At 71.4% G+C, this 25,330-nt stretch carries 26 protein-coding genes and 1 pseudogene; 15 read left to right on the top strand and 12 right to left on the bottom strand.

From position 1 onward, the window contains the following. Nucleotides 1-56 precede the first annotated feature (56 nt). Both AB0B68_RS01595 and mshA read right to left on the bottom strand, forming a co-directional pair. Entirely contained in the window at nucleotides 57-572 is a 516-nt protein-coding gene (locus AB0B68_RS01595) for a YbjN domain-containing protein (RefSeq protein ID WP_357197666.1), read from the bottom strand. Nucleotides 573-631: 59 nt separating this feature from the next. Beyond that, nucleotides 632-1,996 (bottom strand): D-inositol-3-phosphate glycosyltransferase, encoded by a 1,365-nt coding sequence (gene mshA, locus AB0B68_RS01590; RefSeq protein ID WP_357197669.1) that lies wholly within the window; start codon nucleotides 1,994-1,996, stop codon nucleotides 632-634. 205 nt (nucleotides 1,997-2,201) lie between these two features. On the opposite strand from mshA, the gene AB0B68_RS01585 reads away from it, so the two are divergent. After that, nucleotides 2,202-2,963 carry an SDR family oxidoreductase gene (locus AB0B68_RS01585; protein WP_357197672.1) on the top strand — a complete coding sequence of 254 codons (762 nt, stop codon included), beginning with the start codon at nucleotides 2,202-2,204 and terminating at the stop codon, nucleotides 2,961-2,963. Between the two features lie 92 nt (nucleotides 2,964-3,055). Then, the gene (locus tag AB0B68_RS01580; RefSeq protein ID WP_357257368.1) at nucleotides 3,056-3,844 is read left to right on the top strand and encodes a class I SAM-dependent methyltransferase; all 789 of its coding nucleotides are present in this window, start codon (nucleotides 3,056-3,058) and stop codon (nucleotides 3,842-3,844) included. Nucleotides 3,845-4,078: 234 nt separating this feature from the next. Here AB0B68_RS01580 and AB0B68_RS01575 read toward each other — a convergent pair whose 3' ends face one another. Further along, entirely contained in the window at nucleotides 4,079-5,116 is a 1,038-nt protein-coding gene (locus tag AB0B68_RS01575; RefSeq protein WP_357257512.1) for a UDP-N-acetylmuramate dehydrogenase, read from the bottom strand. 114 nt (nucleotides 5,117-5,230) lie between these two features. Between AB0B68_RS01575 and AB0B68_RS01570 the strand changes: the two genes are divergently transcribed. From AB0B68_RS01570 to AB0B68_RS01540, 7 genes are all read left to right on the top strand, one after another. Continuing rightward, nucleotides 5,231-5,989, top strand: coding sequence for a maleylpyruvate isomerase family mycothiol-dependent enzyme (locus tag AB0B68_RS01570; protein WP_357197678.1), 759 nt, complete (start codon nucleotides 5,231-5,233; stop codon nucleotides 5,987-5,989). A gap of 230 nt (nucleotides 5,990-6,219) precedes the next feature. Next, complete coding sequence (locus AB0B68_RS01565; protein ID WP_357197681.1) at nucleotides 6,220-7,524, top strand: extracellular solute-binding protein; 1,305 nt, start codon at nucleotides 6,220-6,222, stop codon at nucleotides 7,522-7,524. A 68-nt stretch (nucleotides 7,525-7,592) separates the two neighbouring features. Continuing rightward, nucleotides 7,593-8,576 (top strand): sugar ABC transporter permease, encoded by a 984-nt coding sequence (locus AB0B68_RS01560; RefSeq protein WP_357202062.1) that lies wholly within the window; start codon nucleotides 7,593-7,595, stop codon nucleotides 8,574-8,576. Further along, on the top strand, nucleotides 8,573-9,406 hold the full coding sequence (locus AB0B68_RS01555) for a carbohydrate ABC transporter permease (RefSeq protein ID WP_357202059.1): 834 nt from the start codon (nucleotides 8,573-8,575) through the stop codon (nucleotides 9,404-9,406). The genes AB0B68_RS01560 and AB0B68_RS01555 overlap by 4 nt, the downstream gene beginning before the upstream one ends. Continuing rightward, on the top strand, nucleotides 9,403-10,815 hold the full coding sequence (locus AB0B68_RS01550) for a GH1 family beta-glucosidase (protein ID WP_357257366.1): 1,413 nt from the start codon (nucleotides 9,403-9,405) through the stop codon (nucleotides 10,813-10,815). Before AB0B68_RS01555 ends, AB0B68_RS01550 begins: the two co-directional genes overlap by 4 nt. Before the next feature lie 19 nt (nucleotides 10,816-10,834). Then, nucleotides 10,835-11,842, top strand: coding sequence for a LacI family DNA-binding transcriptional regulator (locus AB0B68_RS01545; RefSeq protein ID WP_357202054.1), 1,008 nt, complete (start codon nucleotides 10,835-10,837; stop codon nucleotides 11,840-11,842). Between the two features lie 166 nt (nucleotides 11,843-12,008). Beyond that, nucleotides 12,009-12,905 (top strand): GNAT family N-acetyltransferase, encoded by an 897-nt coding sequence (locus tag AB0B68_RS01540; RefSeq protein WP_357257364.1) that lies wholly within the window; start codon nucleotides 12,009-12,011, stop codon nucleotides 12,903-12,905. Between the two features lie 190 nt (nucleotides 12,906-13,095). Here the strand turns inward: AB0B68_RS01540 and AB0B68_RS01535 are convergent, their stop codons facing one another. Then, on the bottom strand, nucleotides 13,096-13,611 hold the full coding sequence (locus AB0B68_RS01535) for an O-acetyl-ADP-ribose deacetylase (protein ID WP_357257362.1): 516 nt from the start codon (nucleotides 13,609-13,611) through the stop codon (nucleotides 13,096-13,098). Between the two features lies 1 nt (nucleotide 13,612). Further along, nucleotides 13,613-14,404, bottom strand: a complete 792-nt coding sequence (locus tag AB0B68_RS01530) for an EI24 domain-containing protein (protein ID WP_357202044.1) — start codon at nucleotides 14,402-14,404, stop codon at nucleotides 13,613-13,615. 200 nt (nucleotides 14,405-14,604) lie between these two features. On the opposite strand from AB0B68_RS01530, the gene AB0B68_RS01525 reads away from it, so the two are divergent. Genes AB0B68_RS01525 through AB0B68_RS01505 form a run of 5 tightly spaced genes read left to right on the top strand, consistent with a single transcriptional unit; the run spans nucleotide 14,605 to nucleotide 19,169 of the window. Further along, the gene (locus tag AB0B68_RS01525) at nucleotides 14,605-15,513 is read left to right on the top strand and encodes an ABC transporter ATP-binding protein (protein WP_357202041.1); all 909 of its coding nucleotides are present in this window, start codon (nucleotides 14,605-14,607) and stop codon (nucleotides 15,511-15,513) included. A gap of 11 nt (nucleotides 15,514-15,524) precedes the next feature. Next, entirely contained in the window at nucleotides 15,525-16,259 is a 735-nt protein-coding gene (locus AB0B68_RS01520) for an ABC transporter permease (RefSeq protein WP_357202038.1), read from the top strand. 11 nt (nucleotides 16,260-16,270) lie between these two features. Further along, nucleotides 16,271-17,539 (top strand): sensor histidine kinase, encoded by a 1,269-nt coding sequence (locus AB0B68_RS01515; RefSeq protein WP_357202035.1) that lies wholly within the window; start codon nucleotides 16,271-16,273, stop codon nucleotides 17,537-17,539. Continuing rightward, nucleotides 17,536-18,177: a response regulator transcription factor gene (locus AB0B68_RS01510; protein WP_357202032.1), complete on the top strand. Its 642-nt coding sequence runs from the start codon at nucleotides 17,536-17,538 to the stop codon at nucleotides 18,175-18,177. The genes AB0B68_RS01515 and AB0B68_RS01510 overlap by 4 nt, the downstream gene beginning before the upstream one ends. A gap of 23 nt (nucleotides 18,178-18,200) precedes the next feature. Next, a complete protein-coding gene (locus tag AB0B68_RS01505; RefSeq protein WP_357202029.1) occupies nucleotides 18,201-19,169 on the top strand; it encodes a YafY family protein in 969 nt (322 codons plus the stop codon). On the opposite strand, the gene AB0B68_RS01500 is transcribed toward AB0B68_RS01505, so the two are convergent. The 6 genes and pseudogenes from AB0B68_RS01500 to AB0B68_RS01475 form a co-directional block, all read right to left on the bottom strand. Then, a complete protein-coding gene (locus AB0B68_RS01500) occupies nucleotides 19,160-20,074 on the bottom strand; it encodes an SDR family oxidoreductase (RefSeq protein WP_357257360.1) in 915 nt (304 codons plus the stop codon). The two genes, AB0B68_RS01505 and AB0B68_RS01500, sit on opposite strands and share 10 nt — an antisense overlap. 55 nt (nucleotides 20,075-20,129) lie before the next feature. Next, a complete protein-coding gene (locus AB0B68_RS01495; RefSeq protein ID WP_357257358.1) occupies nucleotides 20,130-20,867 on the bottom strand; it encodes an alanyl-tRNA editing protein in 738 nt (245 codons plus the stop codon). An 11-nt stretch (nucleotides 20,868-20,878) separates the two neighbouring features. Further along, on the bottom strand, nucleotides 20,879-21,766 hold the full coding sequence (locus AB0B68_RS01490) for an alpha/beta hydrolase (protein ID WP_357257356.1): 888 nt from the start codon (nucleotides 21,764-21,766) through the stop codon (nucleotides 20,879-20,881). Further along, the gene (locus AB0B68_RS01485; protein WP_334507220.1) at nucleotides 21,763-22,077 is read right to left on the bottom strand and encodes a DUF2516 family protein; all 315 of its coding nucleotides are present in this window, start codon (nucleotides 22,075-22,077) and stop codon (nucleotides 21,763-21,765) included. The genes AB0B68_RS01490 and AB0B68_RS01485 overlap by 4 nt, the downstream gene beginning before the upstream one ends. A gap of 71 nt (nucleotides 22,078-22,148) precedes the next feature. Then, nucleotides 22,149-22,805 carry a hypothetical protein gene (locus tag AB0B68_RS01480; RefSeq protein WP_357257354.1) on the bottom strand — a complete coding sequence of 219 codons (657 nt, stop codon included), beginning with the start codon at nucleotides 22,803-22,805 and terminating at the stop codon, nucleotides 22,149-22,151. A 113-nt stretch (nucleotides 22,806-22,918) separates the two neighbouring features. Further along, a pseudogene (locus tag AB0B68_RS01475) lies at nucleotides 22,919-23,389 on the bottom strand (helix-turn-helix transcriptional regulator); the annotation flags it as partial. 112 nt (nucleotides 23,390-23,501) lie between these two features. Between AB0B68_RS01475 and AB0B68_RS01470 the strand changes: the two are divergent. After that, nucleotides 23,502-24,299, top strand: coding sequence for an alpha/beta hydrolase (locus AB0B68_RS01470; protein ID WP_357257352.1), 798 nt, complete (start codon nucleotides 23,502-23,504; stop codon nucleotides 24,297-24,299). A gap of 7 nt (nucleotides 24,300-24,306) precedes the next feature. Here the strand turns inward: AB0B68_RS01470 and AB0B68_RS01465 are convergent, their stop codons facing one another. After that, nucleotides 24,307-25,266, bottom strand: a complete 960-nt coding sequence (locus AB0B68_RS01465) for an asparaginase (protein ID WP_355005806.1) — start codon at nucleotides 25,264-25,266, stop codon at nucleotides 24,307-24,309. Between the last annotated feature and the right edge of the window lie 64 nt (nucleotides 25,267-25,330).

Genomic DNA, 25,330 nt, shown 5'->3' with positions numbered 1-25,330 from the left:
CCATGATCGACGAGGCTGGGGCGGGGTGCCCCGGGGCGGGGGCGGGGGGGCGGGGGTCAGGTTGGGTCGGGGGCGGCGGCGGAGGGCTCGAAGAGGTGGGCGAAGGCGGCCAGGTTGGCTGTCGACTCGCCCCGCTTCACCCGCCACTCGTACTCACGCCGGATCGAACTGCCGAAGCCGATCTCCAGCATCGTGTCGAACGACTCGTCGGCGTACGTGAGGACCGCGCCGAACAGCCGGTCCAACTCGTCGGCGTCCACGCCGGCCGGGTTGACCCGACCGGTCAGGTACACGTCGCCGACCGCGTCGGTGGAGAAGGAGACGCCGTACATCCGGGCGTTGCGCTGCAACAGCCAGGCCCACAGCTCCTCGCGGCGCTCGTCCGGCTGGCGCATCACGAACGCCTCGATCCGCAGCGCGTGCTCGCCGACGATCAGGTTGCAGATCGTCTTGAGTTTGTGGGTGCCCGGCAGCGTCACCGCGTACGAGCCGGGGCCGGTCGACTCCCAGGCCAGGTCCCGCTCGGCGCAGACCGATTCGATCAGGGTCGCAAGATCGCTCTTCGGGCTCACCGGACCCACTCTACGACCGACTCGGCTCACGCACCGGGTGACAGCCGGCCCCCCGGGGGTCACCAGGAGCAGGAGAGCGCTGGGTCGCCCGCCAGGTCGGCGGCGAACCGGGCGCGGTGCCCGGCGATCGCCTCGCCGTAGACGCCGAGCAGACCGGCGACCGTGCGCTCCCAGGAGAAGTGCCGGGCGTGCTGCTCGGCACCTCGGGCCAGCACCGACCGGAGCGCCCGGTTCGGCAGCAGGCTGCCCATCGCACGGGCCCAGTCGACCGGGTCGTGACCGTCGATCAGTACGCCACTGACCTGGTCCCGCACGGCGGTGACCAGTCCTCCGACGGCGGCGGCCAGCACCGGTGTACCGCAGGCCTGCGCCTCCAGGGCGACCAGCCCGAACGATTCGTTGTGCGACGGCACCGCGACCAGGTCCGCCGCCCGGTACAGGGCCGGCAGGTCGTCCCCGGTGAGCGGCGGCAGGAACCGCACCCCGTCGCTGACGCCGAGCTTGGCGGCCAACTCGATCAGGGCGGTTGGCCGATCCAGCCCACTGCCGCTGGGTCCGCCGCAGATCACCACCGTCACCTGATCGGCCAACGCCGGATCGCGCTCCCGCAGCGCGGCGATCGCGCGGATCAGCACGTCGGGGGCCTTGAGCGGCTGGATCCGACCGACGAAGGCAACCACGTACCCGTCGACTGGAAGCCCCAGCCGGCGACGGCCCTGGCGGGCGGCCGCGGACCTGTCACCCGGCGCGGGCCGGAACCGGGCCAGGTCGACACCCGGCTGCACGACGGACACCCGGGTCGGGTCGGCGTCGTACCGGTCGAGCAGGTCGCTGGCCTCGACCCGGGTGTTGGCGACCAGCCGATCTGCCTCGGCGACGACCTGTTCCTCGCCGATGACCCGGGCCTTGGGCTCCGGCCGGTCCCCGGCCGCGAGCTGGGCGTTCTTGACCTTCGCGAGGGTGTGCGCGGTGTGCACCAGCGGCACCCCCCAGCGTTCCTTGGCCAGCCAACCGACCTGGCCGGAGAGCCAGTAGTGGGAGTGGATCAGGTCGTAGTGGCCGGGCGGACGGGACGCCTCGGCACGCAGCACCCCGGCGGTGAAGGCGCAGAGCTGACCGGGCAGCTCCTCCTTGGTGAGGCCCTCCAGGGGGCCGGAGGTGATGTGTCGAACCTGCACGCCGGGCGCCATCTCGACCACCGGGGGGAGGTCACCGGAGGTGGCCCGGGTGAAGATCTCCACCTCCACGTTGGCCTCGGCGAGACGCCGGGCGACTTCGAGGATGTAGACGTTCATCCCCCCTGCATCACCCGTGCCGGGCTGATGCAGGGGGGAGGTGTGTACCGACAGGGTCGCGATGCGGCGAGGCCGGGGCCACGGTTGGGCACCTCGCTGACGCCCGACACCGGTGTGCATTTCCGCCACATCCGCTCCTTCTTCACGGTTGATGCCGTCTCGCACGACCGGCGCTTCTCGGTCAACCTGCACGCCGGACGTCATCTTCCCCATCGGGCTTCGGAAATTCCCCGGCGCGGCCCCTCGGCGTGACGGACCTCATCACCGAACACGCGCCCATGACTGCCGCACGCCCGGTCGGAACGGGTCGTACGCCCGCTGTGACAATGTCGGGATGACAGCAGTCGCCATCGTCACCGGAGCGTCCAGCGGGATCGGCGCGGCCACCGCCCGCCGGCTCGCCGCCGAGGGCTTCCACGTGCTCGCCGCCGCCCGCCGCGCCGAACGGCTCACCGAGCTGGTCGCCGACATCACCGCCGCCGGTGGGCAAGCCACCGCCGTGACCTGCGACGTCACCTCGGACGAGTCGGTGGCCCGGCTGGCCGAGGCTGCCGGGAAGGCACCCGGGCCGGTCACCCTGCTGGTCAACAACGCCGGCGGAGCGCGCGGGCTGGACCCGGTGGAGTCCGGCTCGGTCGCCGACTGGCAGTGGATGTACGACGTGAACGTCCTCGGCACCCTGCGGGTCACCCAGGCGCTGCTGCCGGCGCTGGAAGCCTCCGGCTCCGGCACCATCGTGGTGGTCTCCTCCACCGCCGGCCTGACCGTGTACGAGGGCGGGGGCGGCTACACCGCCGCGAAGCACGCGCAGACCGCCATCGCCGGCACGCTCCGCCTGGAGCTGTGCGGCCGGCCGCTACGGGTCATCGAGATCGACCCGGGCATGGTGAAGACCGACGAGTTCGGGCTGGTCCGCTTCGAGGGCGACGCGGAACGGGCCGCAGCCGTCTACGCCGGGGTGCCGGGGCCGCTGGTCGCCGAGGACGTCGCCGACTGCATCGCCTGGTGCGCCACGCGTCCCGAACACGTCAACATCGACCGGCTGGTGGTCCGGCCTCGGGCACAGGCCGCCCAGCACAAGGTGCACCGGATCTAGCAGAGCTGCGCGAGGCGTGAGCCCGGTTCGCGAACGGTGAGCCGGGTCTGCGCGCCCCGCAGTCGCGAACGGAGATTGGCCCTGAGGTCGACATGAGCCCTGCGGCGCGGCGCCGGCCGGTCGGCGTGGTCACGCGCGGCACGACGAACCCGAACCGGCTCCGTCGGGTCGACAACTGGATCGTCGCCACCTGCGCCGACCGGTTGGTGACGGCGGACGACCCCCTGGTGGTCGACCTCGGTTACGGCGCCACCCCGGTGACCGCTGTGGAATTGCGCGCTCGACTCGCGGCCGGGATCCGCCCGGACGTACGGCTGGTCGGGTTGGAAATCGACGCGGCCCGGGTGGCGGCCGCGGCGCCGGCCGCCGACCCACCCGGGCTGACATTCGCCCGGGGTGGGTTCGAGTTGGCCGGGCTCCGGCCGGTGCTGGTCCGCGCGTTCAACGTCCTGCGACAGTACGACGAGAGCCAGGTCCCCGAAGCCTGGCAGACGATGACCGCCGCGCTCGCCCCCGGCGGAGCGCTCGTCGAGGGCACATGTGACGAGTTGGGGCGGCTCGCCAGTTGGCTGCTGATCGACGCCGACGGCCCGCGGACGCTGACCCTGGCCGCGAAGCTCACCACGCTGGGCAGCCCTGCCGAGCTGGCCGAGCGGCTACCCAAGGCGCTGATCCACCGCAACGTTCCCGGTGAGCCGGTGCACGCGCTGATCCGCGCCCTGGACGACGCCTGGCAGGCCGCCGCCCCGTACGCCACCTTCGGCCCTCGCCAACGTTGGCTGCACGCGGTGACCCGCCTCCGCGAAACCGGCTGGCCCATCCTCGACAAGCCCACCCGCTGGCGCCAAGGCGAACTAACCCTCCCCTGGCCCCTCCCCTAACCGCCCCGCCCCGCCCTCGCCCCACTCCGCCCCCGCCCGTCGCCCGTCGCCCGTCGCCCGTCGCCCGTCGCCCGCCGATCTTGCACTTTCGGTCAACGATTTGTTCCCTTAGAGCACCTATGTCCCAGCAGGAACTGCAAGATCGCCGGGGCGAGGCCGGGGCCGGAACGGAGGTCCGGACGGGCGGCGCGGGGGCTGGGGTACGGCCGTGGCACGCCGGGGGTGGTGGGTGGGTTAGAGGGTGCAGTTGATGAGGACTGGTTCGGGGTGCAGGGTCACGCCGAAGCGGGCGTGGACCTGGTCGCGGATGGTGCGGGCCAGGGTGAGCAGGTCGCTGGTGTGGGCGGTGCCGCTGCGGTTGGTCAACGCCAGGGTGTGCTTGCTGGAGATGGCCACTCCACCCTCGCCAGGATGGCCCTTGGTGAAGCCGGCCTTGTCGATCAGCCAGGCGGCGCTCACCTTGACCAGGCCGTCCGCCCCGGGCCAGGCTGGCGGGTCGCCCCGCTCGGTGGAGCGTTCCAGGAGCTGTTCGTACGTCGCGCGGTCGAGCACCGGGTTGGTGAAGAAGGAGCCGACCGAGCGAGTGTCCGGGTCGTTGGCGTCGAGCACCATTCCCTTGCCCGCCCGCAGCCGCAGCACCACCGTGCGGGCGTCGGCCAGCGGCACCTGCTCGCCCACCTCGACACCGAGGGTTCGGGCCAGCTCGGCGTAGCGCACCGGCCCGGAGAGCGGGGACCTGGTGAGTCGGAAGTCGACCGAGAGCACCACCCAGCGGTCCACGTACTTGAAGATGCTGCCCCGGTAGGCGAAGCCGCACTGGGCTGCGGGGATGACCTGGCGGGTGCCCTCGACCCGGTCGTACACCTCGACGCCGGTGATCGTCTCGGCGACCTCCTGGCCGTACGCGCCGACGTTCTGGATCGGGGTGGCACCGGTCGAGCCGGGGATGCCGGACAGGCATTCCAGCCCGGCCCAGCCGTTGGCGACAGTGGCGGCGACGAGGTCGTCCCACGGCTCGCCGGCGTCGACTCGTACGGTGACCGAGGTGGCGTCCTCGGCGATGACCCGCATGCCACGGGAGCGCACCAGCACGACGGTGCCGGGGAAGCCGGCGTCGCCGATCACCACGTTGCTGCCCCCGGCCAGGATCAGGACCGGCTCCGTCGCGGCGCGTACCGCGTGGACGAGCTCGTCGGCGCTGCCGGCGGCCACGATCCGCTCGGCCGGTCCACCCGTTCGCAGGGTGGTGTAGCCGGCGAGTGGACCGGGGATGGCACGATCGGCGTCGGTTGTCGGCTGGGCGGAGGCGTCTGGCACGCCCTTCACCTTAGGCTGACAAGTAGCCGTGGCACCCACTGGTCGCCCGGCACCCCCGGGAGGATGGCGATGAGCAGACTGCAGGGCAGCAAGGATTTCTGGATCGGGGCGCTCCGGACGGAGGGTCCGGCTTTCGCGGCAGCGGTGGCCGAGGCGCCGCCGGAGACACCGGTGCTGTCCTGTCCGGGCTGGACGGTCAACGACCTCACACTGCACCTGGCCGGCTTCTACCACTGGGTGTCGTCGTTCGCTGGTTCCGGCCAGACCAGCCAACCGCCCCGGTGGGAGAAGGCCGAGCCCGACCCGGGCGTGAACGCGCTTCAGCTGTGGCAGCAGGGTTACGACCGGGTGATGACCCTCTTCGACGGGCTTGACCCCGAGGCACCGGCGTGGAACTGGGCCCCGCAGCCGAAGAAGGCCGGTTTCTGGCCGCGACGGACGGCGCACGAGACGGCTGTGCACCGCTGGGATGCCCAGCTCGCCATCGGCGCCGGCGACCCGGTGGAGGCGAAGCTAGCGGCCGACGGGGTGAGTGAGGTGCTGGACACCTGGCTGCCGGCGGGCCGGCGGCAGGTGCCGGGTGACTGGCACGGGGTGGTGCAGCTCCGCGCGACCGATGCGGACCAGGAGTGGTATCTGCGGTTGCGCGGCGAGGGGGTGGCGCTGCTCGACACCGCGACCATCTTCGACCACGACGATCACCACGCCCGAGCCCAGGTCAGCGGCACCGCGAGCGACCTGCTGCTGGCGCTCTGGGGGCGGGTGAGCTTCGAGACGCTGGACGTCGTCGGTGACCGCGGGCTGTTGGACGGTCTGCGCACCGGCTGAGCGATCCACCACGAACGAGGGCGTCACCCCATTGGGGGTGGCGCCCTTTGTCGATGTCGGGGGTTGCCCTCGTCTGCCGGGCGCCGCACTGGCGTTGAGCGTTGATCACGGGACCACAACGCTGAGAGAGCGCTCTCTTGACAGGGGGTTGGCGACACACCACCCTGTCGTGAGAGCGCTCTCTTAGCCATCTGCCACCACCCGCCTGCCTTGAGAGAGGTCGATAAACCATGGCTGTCTTCCCGCGCCGCCGCCTCGCCGCGGTGGCCCTCGCCGCCGCCACCGCCCTGCTCGTCACCGCTGGCTGCGGCGGCGGCGACGAGCCCGGCGACGGATCGATCACCCTAACCGTCGACGTCTTCGGCCAGTTCGGCTACGAGCAGCTCTACCAGGAGTACATGACCGCGAACCCCGGCGTGAAGGTCGTCGAGCGCGGCACCGGCACCAACCTCGACGAGTACTCGCCGAAGCTCACCCAGTGGCTCGCCGCTGGCCGGGGCGCCGGCGACGTGGTGGCCATCGAGGAGGGTCTTCTTGTCGAGTACAAGGCCAATCCGGCGAACTTCGTCAACCTGCTGGATCACGGTGCCGCCGAGCTCAAGGGCAACTTCCTGGAGTGGAAGTGGAACGCCGGCCTGACCGCCGACGGCAAGCAGCTCATCGGCCTCGGTACCGACGTCGGCGGGATCGCCATGTGCTACCGCAAGGACCTTTTCCAGAAGGCCGGCCTGCCCACCGAACGTGACGAGGTCTCCAAGCTCTGGCCGACCTGGCCGGACTACATCGCCACCGGTGAGAAGTTCGTCGCGGCCAAGACCGGGGCGTCCTTCCTCGACGCGGCCACCAACACCTTCAACACCATCCTGCTCCAGACCGCCGGCAACACCTCCGGCTACAGCTACTACGACACCAGCGAGAAGCTGGTCGTCGACAGCAACCCGGCCGTGCGACAGGCATACGACACCACAATGGACATCATCGACTCGGGCCTCTCCGGCAAGTACGGCTCCTGGTCCGAGGAGTGGGTGTCCGCCTTCAAGCAGTCGAAGTTCGCCACCATCGCCTGCCCCGCCTGGATGACCGGTGTCATCGAGCAGAACTCCGGACCGAGCGCCCAGGGCAAGTGGGACATCGCCCGGGTGCCCGGCAACGGCGGCAACTGGGGCGGATCGCACCTCGCCGTGCCCAAGCAGAGCAAGCACCAGGCCGAGGCGATCAAGCTGGCCAAGTTCCTGACCAGCGCCAAGGGTCAGATCGGCGCGTTCAAGGCCAAGGGCCCGCTGCCGTCGTCGCCGCAGGCCCTCGACGACCCGGCGATCGCCCAGTCGACGAACGCGTACTTCTCCGGGGCACCCGTCGGCTCGATCTTCGGCACCGGCGCGAAGAGCCTGAAGCCGGTCTACATGGGCCCGAAGAACCAGGCCGTACGGACCGAGGTGGAGAACGCCGTACGGACCGTGGAGCTGGGTCAGCGCAGCCCCGCGCAGGGCTGGACCGACGCGGTGACCAACGCGAAGAAGGCCGCCGCCAAGTAGCCCAACCAGCGTGCGGGCGGGCTCCGACGAAGGAGTCCCGCCCGCACGGCGGAAAGGAGTTTCCGGGCATGACCGTCCAGCTCGACGCCCGTCCGCCGGTCGTACCGGCACCCCAGCGCCCGTCAGGTCGGCTCAGCCGGCTCGACACCCGGTTCTCGCCGTACCTCTACATCGCCCCGTTCTTCCTGATCTTCGGCGTCTTCGGGGCGTACCCGCTGGCGTACACCTTCTGGGTCTCGCTGCACGACTGGGACCTGCTCGGAGTCGACCGCCCCTTTGTCGGGGCGGAGAACTACACCCGGCTGCTGGCCGACGCCGACTTCTGGCACGCGCTGGTCAACACGCTGGGGATCTTCGTGATCTCGACCGTCCCGCAACTGCTCGCCGCGCTCTGGCTGGCCAACCTGCTCAACCGCGGCCTGCGGGCGCGTACCGGTTGGCGGATGGCGGTGCTCGTCCCCAACGTCACGTCCACGGCCGCGGTGGCGATCGTCTTCGGGGTGCTCTTCGGCCGCGAGTTCGGCATGATCAACTGGTTGCTCGACCTGGTCGGGCTGGACGCGATCGAGTGGAAGTCCAACCGGCTGGCGTCCTGGGTGGCCATCTCCGCCATGGTCGACTGGCGGTGGACCGGCTACAACGCGCTGATCCTGCTGGCCGCGATGCAGGCCATCCCCCGCGACCTGTACGAGGCGGCGGCGATCGACGGCGCCAGCCGGGCCCGACAGTTCTGGTCGGTCACCGTGCCGATGCTCAAGCCGACGATCATCTTCTGCACCATCATCGCCACCATCGGCGGCCTGCAACTCTTCACCGAGCCCCGGATGTTCAACTCCGGCACCAACCCGATCCGCGGCGGGCCACTGCGCGAGTCGCAGACGCTGACCATGTACATGTTCGAGAACGCGTTCGCCCCGCACTACAACTTCGGGTACGGCTCGGCAGTGGCCTGGCTGCTCTTCGCGCTCATCGCGATCGTCGCGGCGGTCAACGTGCTCATCCTGCGCCGCCTCGGTGGCGGGGACCGATCGCAGAAGGGAGCCGCGCGATGAGCCGACTCTGGCGGGCCAGCCCGCTCACCTACCTCGCCCTGGTCGTCGCCGCCGGCCTGTCGGTGTTTCCGATCTGGTGGATGTTCGTCGTCGCCAGCCGCAGCAACGACGCGATGGGCCAACTGCCACCCCCGGTCACCCCCGGCGGCAACCTGGGCGCGAACATCGCCCGCCTGTTCGACAACACCGACGCGTACTTCATGACCGGCCTGATCAACTCGGCGGTCGTCGCCACCACTGTGACCGTCTCCGTGGTGTTCTTCTCCAGCCTGGCCGGGTTCGCCTTCGCCAAGCTCAGGTTCCGCGGCCGTAACGCCATGCTGCTGGTGATCATCGCGACCATGATGGTGCCGACGCAGCTCGGCGTGATCCCGCTCTATCTGCTCATGAGCAAGCTGCACTGGAACGACCGGCTGCCCGCGGTCATCGTCCCGGTGCTGGTCACCGGGTTCGGGGTGTTCATGATGAGGCAGTACGCCGGCCAGGCCATCAGCGACGAACTGATCGAGGCCGCCCGCATGGACGGCTGCGGCACCGCCCGGATCTGGTGGCATGTCGTGGTGCCCGCCCTGCGTCCCGCCGCCGCCGTCCTCGGTCTGCTCACCTTCATGACCACCTGGAACGACTTCCTCTGGCCGTACGCTGTACTGAACGACCCGACGAATCCAACAGTGCAACTGTCCCTACGCGCACTGTCGGACGGGTATTACCAGGACATGTCGCAGGTGTTCACCGGAACGGCCATCGCGACGCTGCCCCTGCTACTGGTCTTCGTGTTGTTCGGCCGGCAGATCATCGGCGGAATCATGGAAGGTGCGGTCAAGGCGTGAACGAGCGGAGCGAGTCAACCAACCGGCCCGGCAACGAGATCCGGTTTCCCGAACACTTCCTCTGGGGGACGGCCACCGCCGCGTACCAGATCGAGGGCGCGGCACGCGACGACGGTCGCGGTCCGTCCATCTGGGACACCTTCAGCCGTACGCCGGGCAAGGTGTACCAGGGTCACACCGGCGACGTCGCCTGCGACCACTACCACCGGTACGCGGACGACGTGGCGCTGATGGCCGAGCTGGGCCTGCGGGCGTACCGGTTCTCGGTGGCGTGGCCGCGGATCCAGCCCGACGGCACCGGCCCCGCCAACCCCCGTGGACTGGACTTCTACGACCGGCTCACCGACACGCTGCTCGACCGGGGAATCGACCCGATCGTCACCCTCTACCACTGGGACCTGCCGCAGGCCCTGGGCGACCGGGGTGGCTGGACCAACCGGGACACCGCCGAGCACTTCGCCACCTACGCCACAGCGGTGTACGCCCGCCTCGGCGACCGGATCGACGTGTGGACCACGCTGAACGAGCCGTGGTGCTCGGCCTACCTCGGTTACGCCAACGGCCTGCACGCTCCCGGCGAGCAGGATCCGGCGGCGGCCTTCACCGCCGTACACCATCTGCTGTTGGGGCACGGCCTGGCGGCGCGGGCGTTGCGGGCGGCCGGCGCGCGCAGCGTGGGCGTCACCGTCAACCCGGCCGACGTACGCCCGGCAGACCCGCAGAGCGCGGCCGACGCCGCAGCGGTCCGCCTGGTCGACGGCCTGCACAACCGGATCTTCCTCGACCCGCTGCTGGCCGGCGGCTACCCGGACGACGTCCGCGAGCACGTGGCCCGGATCGTCGAGCCGACGTTCATCCGCGACGGCGACGAGAAGGTGATCGCCGCCCCGATCGACCTGCTCGGCATCAACTACTACGCCCCGACCTACGTGGCCGGTCGGCCCGACGGCGGCGGCAACGGCGCGTACCCGGGCACCGAGGGTGCTGTGCACTTCCTGCCACCGGCCGGGCCACTCACCGACATGGGTTGGATGATCGAGCCGGCCGGGCTCACCCGGCTGCTGGAGCGGATCGCCGCCGACTACCCCGGTGTGCCGCTGCTGATCACCGAGAACGGTGCGGCGTTCCCCGACAAGCCCGGCGCCGACTCGCCCGACGGCCCGACGCAGGTGATCGACGCCGATCGCATCGCCTACCTCGACGGGCACCTCCGCGCGGCGCACGAGGCGATCTCCCGGGGCGTGGACCTGCGCGGTTATCTCGTATGGTCATTCCTGGACAACTTCGAGTGGGCGGAGGGTTACCGCAAGCGGTTCGGGATCGTGCACGTCGACTACCTGACCCAGCGGCGCACACCGAAGGCCAGCGCCCGGTGGTACCAGGAGGTGATCTCCCGGAACGGGCTGTGACGAGCGGGGGGAAAGCGCGATGACGACGGCGCAGCGGCCGACGCTCGAAGCAGTGGCAGCGCGGGCCGGAGTGTCCCGCGCCACCGTTTCCCGGGTGGTCAACGGCTCCACCACCGTCGCCGAGCCGATCCGCGAGGCGGTCACCCGGGCGGTCGCCGAGTTGGGGTACGTCCCCAACCTGGCGGCCCGCAGCCTGGTCACCCAGCGCACCGACTCGATCGCCCTGGTCATGCCGGAGGCGGCCACCCGGGTCTTCTCCGACGACCAGGTCTTCCCCGGCATCATCCGGGGCGTCAGCCAGGAGTTGGAGGCGGCTGACAAGCAACTGGTGCTGATGCTCGCCGGCTCGCCGGCCGGGCACCACCGGGTCGAGCGGTACACCACAGGCCGGCACGTCGACGGCGTGCTCTTCGCGTCGCTGCACGGTGCCGACCCGCTGCCCGGCACGCTGGCCCGACTCGGCATCCCGGTGGTGGTCAGCGGTCGGCCGCTCGGCGACGTGCCCGTCCCGTACGTCGACGTCGACCACGTGGCCGGGGTGACCGCGGCCGTCCGGCACATGATCGACAGCGGTCGTCGACGGATCGCGACCATCGCCGGGCCACAGGACATGGTCGCCGGGATCGAACGGCTCAGCGGCTACCGCAGCACTGTCGCCGACGCGGGGCTGCCCGAGATGGTCGCCATCGGTGACTTCACCAGGGAGTCCGGGTCGGCGGCGATGCGGCACCTGCTCACCGAGCACCCCGACCTGGACGGCGTCTTCGCCGCCTCCGACCTGATGGCGCACGCCGCCCTGCGGACGCTGCGCGAGGCAGGTCGGCGGGTGCCCGACGACGTGGCGGTGGTCGGCTTCGACGACATCGAGACAGCCGCCTACACCGAGCCGCCGCTGACCACCGTCCGGCAGCCGATCGTGGAGCTCGGCCGCCGGATGACCCGCCAACTGCTCCGGCTGGCCGCCGGGGAGACCATCGAGCAGGCGATCATGCTGCCCACCGAGCTGATCCGTCGGGCCTCCGCCTGACCTGCTGGTCGGTGGCCGGTGCGGGAGCACGCGGTTAATGCGTCGTCCGGGCAGACGATCTTGGTTAGCCTCGCCGACATGCCGGATCCTGTCGCACTGCTCAGCTGCTCCCACCAACTCGTCGAGGTAGAGGCCGTCCTCGCGGCCGTACGGATGGGGGCCTGACGTGCGCATTCGTGTTGCGCAGCCGGACGATGCTCCGGGCGTGGTGGCGCTGCGGGCGATCGTCTTCCCGTACCAGGTGCGCGGCGTCGAGTCGACCCGGAAGATGATCGCCGATCCGGTACCGGGCCGGGACTGGGTCGCCTTCGTGGCCGAGGTCGATGCCCAGGTCGTCGGTTGGGTGACTGCGCAACGCAATGACTCGACCTCAACGGCCGGCTTCGGTGACATCTCCCTCCTGCACGTGCACCCGGAGCACCGGCGGCGGGGCATCGGCACCGCGCTGCTGACGACCGCGACAGGTCACCTTGCCCCGCTGGGGGTCCGCCGGCTCCGCGCCTTCGCTCAACCGGAGGCGCTGCCGTTCGCCCGTCGGCACGGCTACGAGCCCAGTCGTGAGCTGCGCTTCTCTGCGCTCGAACTGAACCCGGCACCCGAGCTGCCGGAGCCGCCGCCGGGCGTACGGCTGCTCCCGATCTCCGACCTCGACCCGCATCGCCTCTATGCGGCGGACGTGGCGGCAGCGCTGGACGAGCCGGGCGACGTACCGGTCGACTCGATCAGCTACGAGAGCTGGCAGTACGACGTCTGGGACAACCTGGGCCTGGACAAGGAGTCCAGCACCGCTGTCGAAGTCGACGGGGAGGTGGCCGCCTTCAGCCTGGTGAAGCGGGACGGGGACCGGATGTGGTCGGACTTCACCGGCAGTCTCCCGGCGTACCGGGGGCGGGGCCTCGCCCGGCTCGCCAAGACGGCAGCGCTGCACCGGGCCGCCGCGAACGGCGTGCGCGTCGCGTACACCTCGAACGACGAGGCGAACGGGCCGATGCTCGCGATCAACACCCGGCTGGGCTACCGCCCGGTGGCATCCGAGTGGTCCTGCCTGTCCGACCTGACCTGATCTGACGGCACACCCTGCGTCGATCTTGCACTTCCTGTCCCGACACAAGGGACACAGGCCCTCATGTCGACAACCGAAACTGCAAGATCGGCGGGGCGGGGCGGGGCGAGGGCGGGGCGGGGCAGGGCGAGGGCGGGGCGGGGCAGGGGCGGGGCAGGGGCGGGGCGGGGCGGGGCGGGGCGAGGCGAGGTCAGGGTGTTTCGAAGATTCTGCGGGCGGTGGCGTAGGTATTCGCCCCGAACAGCACCAGGCGGGCCTCGGTGACGGTGGCGGGCGTGGCCGGGCGCAGCACCGTCAGGGCCTGGCGGACCGCGTCGTCGACCGGCCAGCCGTAGATGCCGGCAGAGATCAGCGGGAAGGCCACAACGGCCGCGCCCAGTCCGTCGGCCACCCGCAGGCTGTTGGCGTAGCAGTCGCGCAACAGCGCCGACCGGTCCTCCGTGGCCGACCAGACCGGCCCGACGGTGTGGATCACCCAGCGGGCCGGCAGCTCCCCGGCCGTCGTCGCCACCGCCTGCCCGGTGGGCAGGCCCCTGCCGTAGCGGGACGCCCGCAACGCCCGGCACTCCGCGAGGATCGCCGGCCCGCCGCGCTGGTGGATGGCACCGTCGACCCCTCCGCCGCCGAGCAGGGACGAGTTCGCGGCGTTCACGATGGCGTCGACCCGCTGGGCGGTGATGTCGCCCTCGACCAGGGTGATCTCCACGTCAGTCCTTCTCGATGGATTGGCCGAGCGATCGGCGGGCCAGCAGGGTGGCGCCCGCGACCGCCGCCGGCATGATCAACACCGCGCCGAGTGGGATCAGGAAGCAGAGGAAGACGGCCACTCCGAAGCCGAGCGCGGTGGGTCGGTCGGCCTTCAGGATCGTCCGGCGCTGCGGCAGCCGCATCCCCCGTCGGTAGAACGGTGCACCTACCAACTCCACGGCGAGGAACCACCCGCCCACGGCCGCCCCGATGACCGGGACGACGGTCTGGCCGACCACCGGGATGAAGCCGGCGACGAAGAGCGGGATGCCGACCAACGCCGTGAGCGCCAGCAGGCGTACCGAGTCGGCGAGGCTACGGCGCAGCGACGACCAGAAGGGCACGTCCACAGCGCCCGGCGTGCCCCCGTACCGCTGCTCAACCTGCTCGGAGATCTTCTCGTAGAACGGGTCGCCGATGACCAGGGTGACGGCGGTGAAGGTGAGCACGCCAAGCAGGCCGCCGACCCCCAGGAAGGCCAACCCGGCGATCACCCGGACCAGGCTGCGTCCGGTGCTCGACCAGTCGTCGGCGAACGGGGTGACCAGCGCGGCGAGATCGTCCACGAAGTACACCAGTGTGGCGAGCGCGGCCAGGAAGAGCACGCCGGAGATCAACGCCGGCACGATGCCGAGCAGCATCAGCCCCGGGCTGCGGACGTAGAGGCCCAACCCACGCAGGAGCAGCCCTGCCCCGGCGAGGAAGCGTCCGACGACCCCGGTCACCGGGCTGGCGATTCTGCTGGCATCCACGATCGAGCAGCCTAACCAGCGGTGATCGGATCCGCCGGGCGGAGCGCTAGCAGCGAGCCGCCGCGTGCACATCAACCGGTTGACGGACGGCAGCGGTCCACCGGGGACGCCGAGGTTCGTCGCTGACCGGTCGATTCGCCGGCGGGCCACCCCGACCACCCTTGAGGGGTACGAAGTCAGCGGCGGCGAAAGGCGACACGATGCCGGTCATCGAGGTGACCCACCTGAAGAAGCGGTACGGCGACCTGGTGGCGGTGGACGACGTGTCGCTCGCCGTGGAGGCCGGGGAGATCTTCGGCGTTCTCGGCCCGAACGGCGCCGGCAAGACCACCACCGTGGAGTGTGTGGCCGGGCTGCGTGTCCCCGACGGGGGCGGGGTGTCTGTCCTCGGGCTCGACCCCCGCCGGGACGCGGCCCAGCTACGCCAGCGGGTCGGGGTGCAACTCCAGGAAAGCCAACTGCCGGACCGGTTGCGGGTGGCCGAGGCGCTGGAGCTGTACGCCTCGTTCTACCGCAACCCGGCCGACCCGGCCGAGCTGATCGACAAGCTGGGCCTCGGCGACAAGCGGAACACCGCGTACAAGAAGCTCTCCGGCGGCCAGAAGCAGCGGCTCTCCATCGCGCTGGCCCTGGTCGGCAACCCGGAGATCGCCATCCTCGACGAGCTGACCACCGGGCTGGACCCGCAGGCCCGCCGGGACACCTGGGGCCTCATCGAACAGGTCCGCGACAGCGGGGTGACGATCGTGCTGGTCACCCACTTCATGGAGGAGGCCGAGCGGCTCTGCGACCGGGTCGCGGTGATCGACCGGGGTCGGGTGGTCGCCCTGGACACCCCGGCGGGCCTGGTGTCGACGGTGGCTCCGGAACAACGGATCCGGTTCCGGCCCTCAGCTCCGGTCGACGACCGGCTCCTCACCGACCTGCCCGAGGTGTCCGCCGTGCAGCGAACCGGCAGCCAGGTGGTGGTGACCGGCACCGGCGAGCTGCTGCACGCCGTCACGTCGGTGCTCGCCCGCCACCAGATCGTCGCCGCGGACCTGCGGCTGGAGCAGTCCACCCTCGACGACGCCTTCGTCGAGCTGACCGGGCACCGGCCCGCCAACTGAGAGGAAGCACAATGCACGCCTTCCGCCAGATTCTGAGGGTCGAGGCGCGGCTCTACCTGCGGGACCTGCCGACGCTGCTCACCATAGTCGGGCTGCCCACACTGATCCTGGTGGTGCTCGGGTTGATTCCCTCGCTCCGCGAGCCGGATCCGAACTTCGACGGGCAGAACTTCGTCAATTACTTCGCCCCGTCGCTGTTGGTGGTCACCCTGGCCATGGTGGGGGTGAACACGATGCCCATGGCGCTGGCCACCTACCGGGAACGCGGCGTGCTGCGTCGGCTGGCGACCACTCCGGCGCACCCGGGCGCTCTGCTCGCCGCCCAACTGGTGGTGGCCCTGGCCGCGATCCTGGCCAGTGCGTTGCTGCTCATCGTCGTCGGCCGGTTGGCGTTCGAGGTGCCGCTCCCCCGGCACCCGTTCGGCTTCACCCTGGCGTTCGTCCTCGGCACGGCGGCGCTGCTGGCGCTCGGCCTGCTGGTCGCCGCCGTGGCCAAAACCACGAAGGCGGCACAGGCCCTGGCCGTCCCACTGTTCCTGCTCACCATGTTCTTCGGCGGGGTCTACCTCCCCCGGTTCCTGCTCCCCGACGTCGTGGCGCGGATCGGCGACTACACGCCGCCCGGGGTGCAGGCGCTCCTCGACGCCTGGACCGGCACTGCGCCACAGCCGCTGCACCTGGGAATAATGGCGGTGATCGCCGTGGCGGCCGGTGCCGGCGCGGCGAGACTGTTCCGCTGGGAGTGAGCGGGGATGCGATGACACGCGACGGTGGGCACGACCGTCTGGCCAGCTGGCGAGAACGCGAGGCGGTCCTCTACCGCGTCTTCCCCTTCGGTGGGCTGACTCTGGGCACCCTGCTGGCCCTCGTCGCACCGGCACCTGACCAGCCCGGGGCGTTGCCCACCCTCGCCGTCGCCGTGGCGGCCGGAGGCTGGGTCGCCTGGTTCGTCATCCTGCACCCCGGCTGGCAGAGCCGGCGCAGACCGATGGCGGTCTACTACGCCGGGCTGCTCACGTTCGCCGCCGCGCTGGTTGCGGCCAGTCCGTGGTACGGCTTCTTCGCCTGGATCGGGTACATCCACGCCTTTCCGGTGCTGCCCGGGCGCTGGCGCGTCGCGGGCGTGGTCACCACGGCCACCCTGGTCGCCACGTCGCAGGGCGGTGGTCTGTCGGTGGTGGTGTCGCACCTGCCGCTGTGGCTGTTGCTGGTGCTGTTCAACCTGGTGGTGGCCGGCTCGGTGAGCTGGTTCGCAATGATCGCCGAACAGGAGGACGCCAAACGCAAACGGTTGATGGCGGAACTCGGTGAGACCAACCGTCAGCTCACCGAGACGGTGAATGAGAACGCCGGGCTGCACGCCCAGCTGCTCACCCAGGCCCGGGAGGCCGGCGTGCTGGACGAGCGGCAACGAATGGCGCGGGAGATCCACGACACCCTGGCGCAGGGATTGACCGGCATCATCACCCAACTGGAGGCGGCCGAGCAGAGCCGCGACCGGTCGGCCGACTGGCGCCGGCACGTCGACAACGCGCTCGCCCTGGCTCGGGAGAGCCTCACCGAGGCCCGCCGCTCGGTGCAGGCGGTCCGCCCGGAACCGTTGGAAACGGCCCGGCTACCCGACGCCCTGGTCGAGCTGGGCGGGCGTTGGTCGGCCCTGAACGGGGTACGGGCCGACGTGGCCACTACCGGCACGCCCCGCCCGCTGCACCCGGAGGTGGAGGTGACCCTGCTGCGGGCCGCCCAGGAGGCGCTGTCAAACGTGGCCCGGCACGCCGCCGCGTCGCGGGTCGGGCTGACCCTGTCGTACATGGCGGACGTGGTCACGCTCGACGTCCGTGACGACGGGGCGGGCTTCGACGTCGCCGACCAGCCGGCGTCCCGTGAGCCGGGCGGCGGGTACGGGTTGACCGCCATGCGGCAACGGGTGACAAGGGTCGGTGGCGAGTTGGCCGTCGAATCCGAGCCGGGCAGCGGCACCGCCATCTCGGCGTCCGTTCCCGCGCTACCCGGAGGTGCCGGTTGACCGCCCCGATTCGGCTGCTGATCGTCGACGATCACCCGGTGGTGCGGGACGGCCTGCGGGGGATGTTCACCGGTGACCCCGATTTCGAGGTGGTGGGCGAGGCGGCGGACGGCTCGGAGGCGTTGGCCCTGGTCGCGTCGCTGCAGCCGGACGTGGTGCTGATGGATCTACGGATGCCCGGCATGGACGGGGTGACAGCCATCGGCAGGCTGGCTCGCACCGGCAGCACCGCCCGGGTGCTGGTGCTCACCACCTACGACACGGACGCGGACGTGCTGCCGGCGATCGAGGCAGGTGCGACCGGATACCTGCTCAAGGACACACCTCGGGAGGATCTGGTTCGCGCGGTCCGAGCGGCGGCCCGGGGCGAGTCGGTGCTGGCGCCGAGCGTCGCCGGCCGGCTGATGGGTCGGCTGCGCGCTCCCGCCGAGGAACCGCTCAGTCAACGGGAGCTTGAGGTGCTCACCCTGGTGGCCCGGGGCGCCTCCAACCGGGAGGCGGCGACCCGCCTGTTCATCAGCGAGGCCACCGTCAAGACGCACCTGCTGCACGTGTACGCCAAGCTCGGGGTCAACGACCGGGCCGCTGCGGTGGCCACCGCGTACGACCGGGGGTTGCTGACGCCCGGCGGGCGGTGAGCGGCACCGGGCAGGATGGGCGGATGCGCGCGTCCCGACTGATCTCGTTGCTGTTGCTGTTGCAGTCGCGCGGGTCGATGACAGCAGGCGAGCTGGCGCGGGAGTTGGAGGTCTCCGAGCGGACCGTCTACCGGGACGTTCTGGCGCTCTCCGCAGCGGGCGTGCCGGTCTACGCCGACCGAGGGCGGGCCGGCGGCTACCGCCTGCTCGGCGGGTACCGCACCCGGCTGACCGGGCTGACCCGGGACGAGGCGGAGGCGCTCTTCCTCGCCGGGCTGCCCGGACCGGCCGGCGAGATGGGGCTCGCCGACGCCGTCGCGTCCGCCGAGCTGAAGGTGCTCGCCGCGCTGCCACCCGCACTGCGCGACGCGCCGGCCCGAGCCGGGCAGCGGTTCCACCTGGACGTACCGGGCTGGTTCCGGCAGAGCACGCCACCGCCCTGGCTGCCCGAGCTGGCCCGGGCGGTCTGGGGCGACACTGTGGTGGAGCTGCGCTACCGACGCGGCGACCAGGAGGTGACCCGCCAGGTCCAGCCGTACGGCCTGGTGCTCAAGAGCGGGGTCTGGTATCTGGTCGGCCGCGTCGGCGACGATGTGCGCACCTACCGGGTGGACCGGGTCACCGGGGTCGAGGTGGGCGACGAACACTTCGACCGCGACGAGGGCTTCGACCTGGCCGGGCACTGGCGCGAGCAGGCCGGGTCGTTCCTGCGGACCATGCTGCGGACCGAGGTCGCCGTCCGCCTGAGCCCCGCCGGCCTGCGCCAGCTCCGGCACCTGGTCGACGCCCCCTTCGTGTACGACGAGGTGGTCGCCACCGCCGACGAGCCCGACGGGCAGGGGTGGGTCGTAACGCGGCTGCCCGTCGAGTCGGTCCCGGTGGCGTACCACCAACTGCTGGGCCTCGGCCCCGAGGTCGAGGTCATCGACCCACCTGAGCTGCGGCGGTTGTTCGCGGAGAGCGCCGAGCGGCTCGCCGCGCTCTACCGGTAGCCGGTCACGTCCGCCGGCTTGCCCGCGTCGACCACCTCGGTGATGTAGCGGAAACCCTCGGGTTGGCTGCCGTCGAGGTCGGTGAAGCCGTACACCTTGGACAGGCTGCCGGCGTCGACGGACCTGCCGTTCCAGCGGGCCTTCTCCTCGTCGGCGGCGAGCGCGGCCACCGCCCGGCCGACGAAGGCCGGGGTCTCCGAGATGAGGAAGTTCGGGTCGGTGGCGGCCCCGTCGCGCCAGTTCTCCTCGGTCACTCCGAAGTGCTCCAGCATCGCCTCGGAACGGATCCAGCCGGGGGTCAGTGCCACGGCCGTGCAGCCGTGCGGCTTCAGTTCGTGCGCCTGACTGAAGGCGAGCCGGTTGACCGAGACCTTCGCCAGGTCGTAGAAGACCGACAGCCGGTAGTTCTCGTCGTTGTACGCCTTGGTGCCGTCGCCCATCTCCACCACCAGGCCACCGGGCTTGCGGATCAGCAGCGGCAGGGCGAAGTGGCTGGTGATGATGTGCGTGTCGACGGCCAGTCGCAGGGTACGGAAGCCGGCGTCGAGCGGTTGCTCCCAGACCGGCTTGTCCCAGGTGACCAGTGGGTCGCCGCCCCAGATGTCGTTCACCAGCACGTCGAGTTGGCGGTGCTCGGCGTCGATCCGGGCGACCAGGTCGCGGACCTGATCGGGCACCAGGTGGTCGACCTGGACGGCGATGCCGGTGCCGCCGGCCGCGGTGACCAGCTCGGCGGTCTCCTCGATGGTCTCCGGTCGATCCATCTCGGAGCGGCCGGCCCGGGAGCTGCGACCGGTGGCGTAGACAGTGGCCCCGGCCGCGCCGAGCTGAACGGCGATCTGCCGCCCGGCGCCACGGGTGGCACCGGCGACGAGCGCGATCTTTCCGGTTAGCGGTTGTGTCATGCCTGCGACGTTGTCAGGGATACCTGACAACCGACGTCCGAATTCGGTACTCGATCTAGTCGACCAGTCGGACCCGGACCCGGCGGTTGGCCCGGCCCTTGCTCTCCACCTTCACGACCTGGACCTTGCCGATCTGGGCGGTGGAGGCCACGTGGGTGCCGCCGTCGGCCTGCACGTCCAGCCCGACGATGTCGACGATCCGGACCTCCTGCTCATCCGGCGGGATGAGGTTGGACTGGGTACGGATGATGTCCGGCAGGGCCAGCGCCTCGGTGCGCGGCAGCACCCGGGTGGCGACCGAGCGGTCGGCGGCCACCTCGGCGTTGACCAGCTCCTCGATGCGACTCTTGAAGTCCGGGGGCACCTCGGGGAGGTTGAAGTCCATCCGGGCCTCGCCCGGTTCCATGGAGTTGCCGGTCACGAGCGCGCCGAAGTCGCGGAACACCACACCGCAGAGCACGTGCAGCCCGGAGTGGGTACGCATCAGCCGGCTGCGGCGCTCGTCCTCCACCGCGCCGACGACCTCGGTGCCGACCGGCGGCAGCGGATCACCTTCGGCGGGAATCAGGTAGGGGTCGTCGCCCTTGCGGGTGCCGACGATCCGGGTCTGCACGCCCTGCCAGAGCAACACACCGTGGTCGGGTGGTTGGCCACCACCACCCGGGTAGAACGCCGAACGGTCCAACACGATGCCCTGCTCGGCATCGGAGTGCAGGACCGTGCACGTCCATTCGCGCAGGGTCGGGTCGGCAAGGTCCAGCCGGTGCGTCCGGCCGTGCTGTGTGACGCCCATGACAGGGCAGGTTACTCGTTCAGGAAGCCGGAGATGCGGTCCCGCAGATCGGCGCGTTCCGACCAGAGCACGCCGGGCCGGTCGTACACGTGCAGGGTGGCCTGGGGCAGCGCCACGGCGAGCCGCTCGGCGACCTCGACCGGGTGCAGGTCGTCGCCCGCGCAACCGATCACCAACGCCGGTGCGGTGACCGCCGTCAGGTCACCGATCTGGCGCAGCGGTGTCTGGTCGGTGAGCGTGGCCAGACCGTCGGCGAGACCGTCGCGGAGCAGTTGGTCGAGTCGTTGTCGCAGGTAGGCCCAGCCGGCCGGGGTGTTACGCACCGCCGGGGGCAACTCCAGCGTGACGATGTCGGCGACCGCCGAGGCGTCGCCGCTCTCCACCGCTTCCAGGAGGTCTGTGATGCGCTCCCGGGCGGCCGGCCCGCGTGGCTCGTCGAGGACCGCCGGCAGGAAGAAGACCAGCTTGTCGAAGCGCTCCGGGCTCTCCACGAGGAGTCGGCAGAGGGCACCCGCGCCGAGACTCGCGCCGAACGCCCTGCTGGCGCCCGCGAGGTCGGCGATCGCTCGCAGATCCCGGGCCAGGTCCAGGTAGTCCCAGGGCCCGTCCGGGGCTTCGGAACGGCCGTGCCCACGGAACTGGAAGAACACCTTGCGACCGTTCACCCCACTGCCGAACGGTCGGGTGGTGGCGATGCCGTTGCCCAACCCGTGCGCGAACACGGTGACCGGGTCACCGGTGCCGGTGACCAGCCGTTCCAGCCGCACGCCGTGCGGGGTGGTGATCAGCTCGGTCTCCGGCTCCGGCAGCGCCGGCCGGCCGGTCCGCGGCCCACCCGGCCCGGGACCCCAGGTGCGGGGCCCACTGTCGGGTGGGGGCGGCCAGCGAAAACCTCTCACCAGAACCCTTTGCCGTCACCGAGTTCGCGGAGGCCGATTCGGACATCGAGCAGGTAGATCAGACCGGCGGCGATGCCGACCAGCCCGAACAGGCTGATCGGACCGAAGCCGAGCAGGGTGAGCACGAGGCAGACCGCCAGGATGGCGATCCAGCCGCCCTTGGGCAGCGTCCCGATGGCGGGGAAGGCGTCGGAGCGCTGCGTGATCGCGTGCACCAGGGCGACACCCTGAACGATCAGCGCGAAGACGAGCAGGATCAGCTGGATCACTTCACGGACGGCGAAGGCGAAGATCGGCGCGGCGTTGGCCATGCCGGCCAGTTTATGTCCACGACCCCGGCTACGTCCGACAAGGACGCCACCGGGGTCGCGGCCACGGTGAACTACTCGGCTGCCGGACGGGTCCGCTTGGTGGCCCGGGGAAGCTTCGCTGACGGGGTCTCGACCGGCTTGGCGGCCTTCGGCGCGCGGGCGGCCTTCTTGACGGCGGCCGGCTTGGCCTCGGCGATCTCCGCCACGTCGGCCGGGGTCGGCGCGTCGGTGGGGGCCGCAGCGGTGGGGATGGCCGCAGCGGTGGGGGTGGCGGCAGCCGTGGGGGTGGCGGCCGGCGTCACGGCCTCGGTGGCCTCGATGTCGGCGTTGACCGTCTCGGCGGCCTCCAGCACGCCGGCACCGACGACCCGCTCGCCCCGGGCGACCAGCGCGCCGTACGCCGCGAACGCACGCTCCTGGGCGACCTGGGCGCCCGCGACCACCAGGGCGGCGTTGCGGGTCGCGGCGGCGCGCAGCTTGTCGATGTCGGCGGCCTCGCGCAGCTTCGCCAGGTCGGCGGTCTCGTTGGCGGTGCGCAGCGTCTCGGTGGCCTTCTGCTTCAGCTCGAAGCCGGTCAGCACGGCCCGGCCGCCCAGGTCGGCGACGACCCGGGTGCTGAGGACGCCGACCACGGCCGGCAGCTTGCGCAACTGCTCGATGGCCAGTTCACCGGCGCCGGCTGCGGCGTAGATCGGGGCGGGGATGCGGTTGGTCTTCGGCTCGCTCATGACGTCTCCTCTTCGGCCGCCTCGGCGGCCTTCTTCTTCTGGGGGATGCTGGTGCTGCCCGGGGCGGGGGCGGTGCCCGCCTCGGTGACGGCGACCGACTCGAGCACGGCCTCGGTCGGGGTGCCGCCGACGGTGGTGGGGCCGGTGGCGGCCACATTGGCAAGGTCCGCGGCCTGGCTGGCGGGCTGGTCGGCAGGCTGGTCGGCCTGTGCCGTCTCGGCTTCGGCCTGGGCCTCGGCCAGCCGGGTGTTCTCCCGGCGGAACGTCTCGTAGATCTGACTGAGCGACTGCTTCTGCGCCATCGTCAGGTCGGCGTCCACGGCGATGGCGGCGAGCACCCCGTGGCCTTCCTTGTCGTCGAGCAGACCGGCGCGCAGGTACATCGCCGGCGTGGACACCCGCAGCGCGCTCGCCAGTTGCTGGAGCACCTCGGCGCTGGGCTTGCGCAGGCCGCGCTCGATCTGGCTGAGGTACGGGTTGCTGACCCCCGCCTGCTCGGCGAGCTGCCGTAGCGAGATCTTGGCGTTGCGCCGAAGATCGCGGATGAACCCGCCGACGTCGGGAAGGTCCTTGGGTGTGGCCATGGCAGCGACGCTAACCGCCCGCGCTAGCTGTTGCAAGCAAAACGCTAACCATAGTTAGCAAGGTCTCAGGACCCCGTTTGCGCGCCGCTCAACCGATCCGTACGGTCCGTCCGTGGACAAGATCACAGTCAATGGAGCAAGCATCGCGTACGACGAGGCCGGCACCGGTTCGCCCGTCGTTCTGCTGCACGCCGGAATCGCCGACCGGCGGATGTGGCGGGGGCAGGTGTCCGCGCTCGCCGCCCGGCACCGGGTGATCGTTCCGGACCTGCGCGGCTACGGAGACTCCGAGCTCCCCCCGACCCCGTTCACGCACCACGACGACGTGGCCGGGCTGCTGGACGCGCTCGACCTGCCCCGGGCCGCCCTGGTCGGCTGCTCCTTCGGTGGGGCGGTCGCCATCGACACCGCGCTGGCCCACCCCGACCGGGTGAGCGCGCTCGCGCTGTTCGACACGGCGGTCTCCGGGAACGAGTGGTCCGACGAGGCGAACGACCTCTGGGACGACCTGGTCGGCGAGGTCGACCCGGACGACTTCGTCGCCGGTGCGGCCGGTGAGGTCCGGTTCTGGGTGGTCGGCCCGCGACGCCAGCCGGAGGACGTCGACCCGGAGCTGGTCGCGTTCGCGCAGGAGATGGACCAGCGTGCCCTCGCCGCAGAGCTGGCGCTTGGCGCGGTCGAGGTGGGAGAGCTGTCGCCACCGGCGATCGGTCGTCTCGGTGAGCTGAAGATCCCCGTCCTGGTCACCGCCGGCGCGGCCGACGTGCCGGACATCAGTCGGCTCGCCGACCGGATCGCCGCCGAGGTCCCCGGCGCGGTACGACTGCCCGACGTGCCGGACGCCGCCCACCTGCTGCCGCTGGAGCGCCCGGAGCCGGTCAACGCCGCACTGCTCGACTTCCTGAGCTAGAGCGCGCTCACCAGAGCGGGCGGACCGCCCCGACCGGTACCCCACCACCGAAGAGCGGCACCTCGGCGTACTCGGTCAGCACCGGAGCGTCCACGCCGAGCCGGCGCAGCGCGGAGACCAGTACCGGCATCCGGGCCCGGTCGGCGCCGTCGTCGATCTTCAACGCGACGGCGCCGACGCCCGGCAGCGCCACGGCGATCACGCCCTCGGCACCGACCTTGGCCAGCGCACCCGGGACACCACGCATCAGCCGGGTGTCGTCGGCCTGGGTGCCACCCACGATCTCCGGGTACGCCCGCATCGCGTCGGCCACCGTGCGCGGCACCGAGCCGGGCTCGGCGTCGACCAGCCGGAGGTACGCCCCGGCCAGACCGGCCAGCGACACCGCGAGGACCGGCGCGCCGCACCCGTCGACCCCCACCGCCGCCGCCTGCTCGCCGGTGAACTCCTCGATGGCGGCCCGCAGCCGCTGCTGAAGCGGGTGCTCCGGCCGCCAGTAGCCCTCCCGCGACCATCCGGCGGCCTCGCAGGTCAACAGCATCCCGCTGTGCTTGCCGGAGCAGTTCATCTGCACCCGGGTCGGGCCGCCACCGGCCCGGAGCACCGCCTCCCGGGCCGCGGCCCCCACCGGCAGGTCGGGCGGGCAGTGCAGCGCCGACGCGTCCAGCCCGGCGCGCTCCAGCAGCGCACCGACCCGGGCCAGGTGGAACTCCTCGCCGGCGTGGCTCGCCGAGACCAGCGCCACGTCGGCCGGGTCGGTCAGGGCCAGGCCGGCCCGGAGCATCCCGATCGTCTGCATCGGCTTGCTGGCCGAGCGGGGAAAGATCGGCGAGGTCACGTCCCCGGCGGACGCCACCGCGACACCGGCGGCGTCCAGCACCACCACCGAGCCGCGGTGCGCACCCTCCACGAACCCGGACCGGACCACCTCGGCGAGCGGCGCGCCACCCTCGTACGTCTTCGTCACGCGCTGGACGGTACCGACGGTCCGGGGGTGCCCGGCGGCGGGGTGACCAGGAGGTCCACCGCCC

Source organism: Micromonospora sp. NPDC049049, from assembly GCF_040649115.1.
Taxonomy (GTDB): Bacteria; Actinomycetota; Actinomycetes; order Mycobacteriales; family Micromonosporaceae; genus Micromonospora.
This window is presented reverse-complemented; position numbering and strand designations above follow the sequence as displayed.

Excerpts from the sequence above, each read along its gene's own strand:
- AB0B68_RS01565 (WP_357197681.1), top strand. The coding sequence starts at position 6,220 with ATGGCTGTCTTCCCGCGCCGCCGCCTCGCCGCGGTGGCCCTCGCCGCC.
- AB0B68_RS01570 (WP_357197678.1), top strand. The coding sequence starts at position 5,231 with ATGAGCAGACTGCAGGGCAGCAAGGATTTCTGGATCGGGGCGCTCCGG.
- AB0B68_RS01525 (WP_357202041.1), top strand. The coding sequence starts at position 14,605 with ATGCCGGTCATCGAGGTGACCCACCTGAAGAAGCGGTACGGCGACCTG.
- AB0B68_RS01555 (WP_357202059.1), top strand. The coding sequence starts at position 8,573 with ATGAGCCGACTCTGGCGGGCCAGCCCGCTCACCTACCTCGCCCTGGTC.
- AB0B68_RS01585 (WP_357197672.1), top strand. The coding sequence starts at position 2,202 with ATGACAGCAGTCGCCATCGTCACCGGAGCGTCCAGCGGGATCGGCGCG.
- AB0B68_RS01545 (WP_357202054.1), top strand. The coding sequence starts at position 10,835 with ATGACGACGGCGCAGCGGCCGACGCTCGAAGCAGTGGCAGCGCGGGCC.
- AB0B68_RS01495 (WP_357257358.1), bottom strand. The coding sequence starts at position 20,867 with ATGGGCGTCACACAGCACGGCCGGACGCACCGGCTGGACCTTGCCGAC.
- AB0B68_RS01505 (WP_357202029.1), top strand. The coding sequence starts at position 18,201 with ATGCGCGCGTCCCGACTGATCTCGTTGCTGTTGCTGTTGCAGTCGCGC.
- AB0B68_RS01580 (WP_357257368.1), top strand. The coding sequence starts at position 3,056 with ATGAGCCCTGCGGCGCGGCGCCGGCCGGTCGGCGTGGTCACGCGCGGC.
- AB0B68_RS01480 (WP_357257354.1), bottom strand. The coding sequence starts at position 22,805 with ATGAGCGAGCCGAAGACCAACCGCATCCCCGCCCCGATCTACGCCGCA.
- AB0B68_RS01485 (WP_334507220.1), bottom strand. The coding sequence starts at position 22,077 with ATGGCCAACGCCGCGCCGATCTTCGCCTTCGCCGTCCGTGAAGTGATC.
- AB0B68_RS01560 (WP_357202062.1), top strand. The coding sequence starts at position 7,593 with ATGACCGTCCAGCTCGACGCCCGTCCGCCGGTCGTACCGGCACCCCAG.
- AB0B68_RS01520 (WP_357202038.1), top strand. The coding sequence starts at position 15,525 with ATGCACGCCTTCCGCCAGATTCTGAGGGTCGAGGCGCGGCTCTACCTG.
- AB0B68_RS01515 (WP_357202035.1), top strand. The coding sequence starts at position 16,271 with ATGACACGCGACGGTGGGCACGACCGTCTGGCCAGCTGGCGAGAACGC.
- AB0B68_RS01500 (WP_357257360.1), bottom strand. The coding sequence starts at position 20,074 with ATGACACAACCGCTAACCGGAAAGATCGCGCTCGTCGCCGGTGCCACC.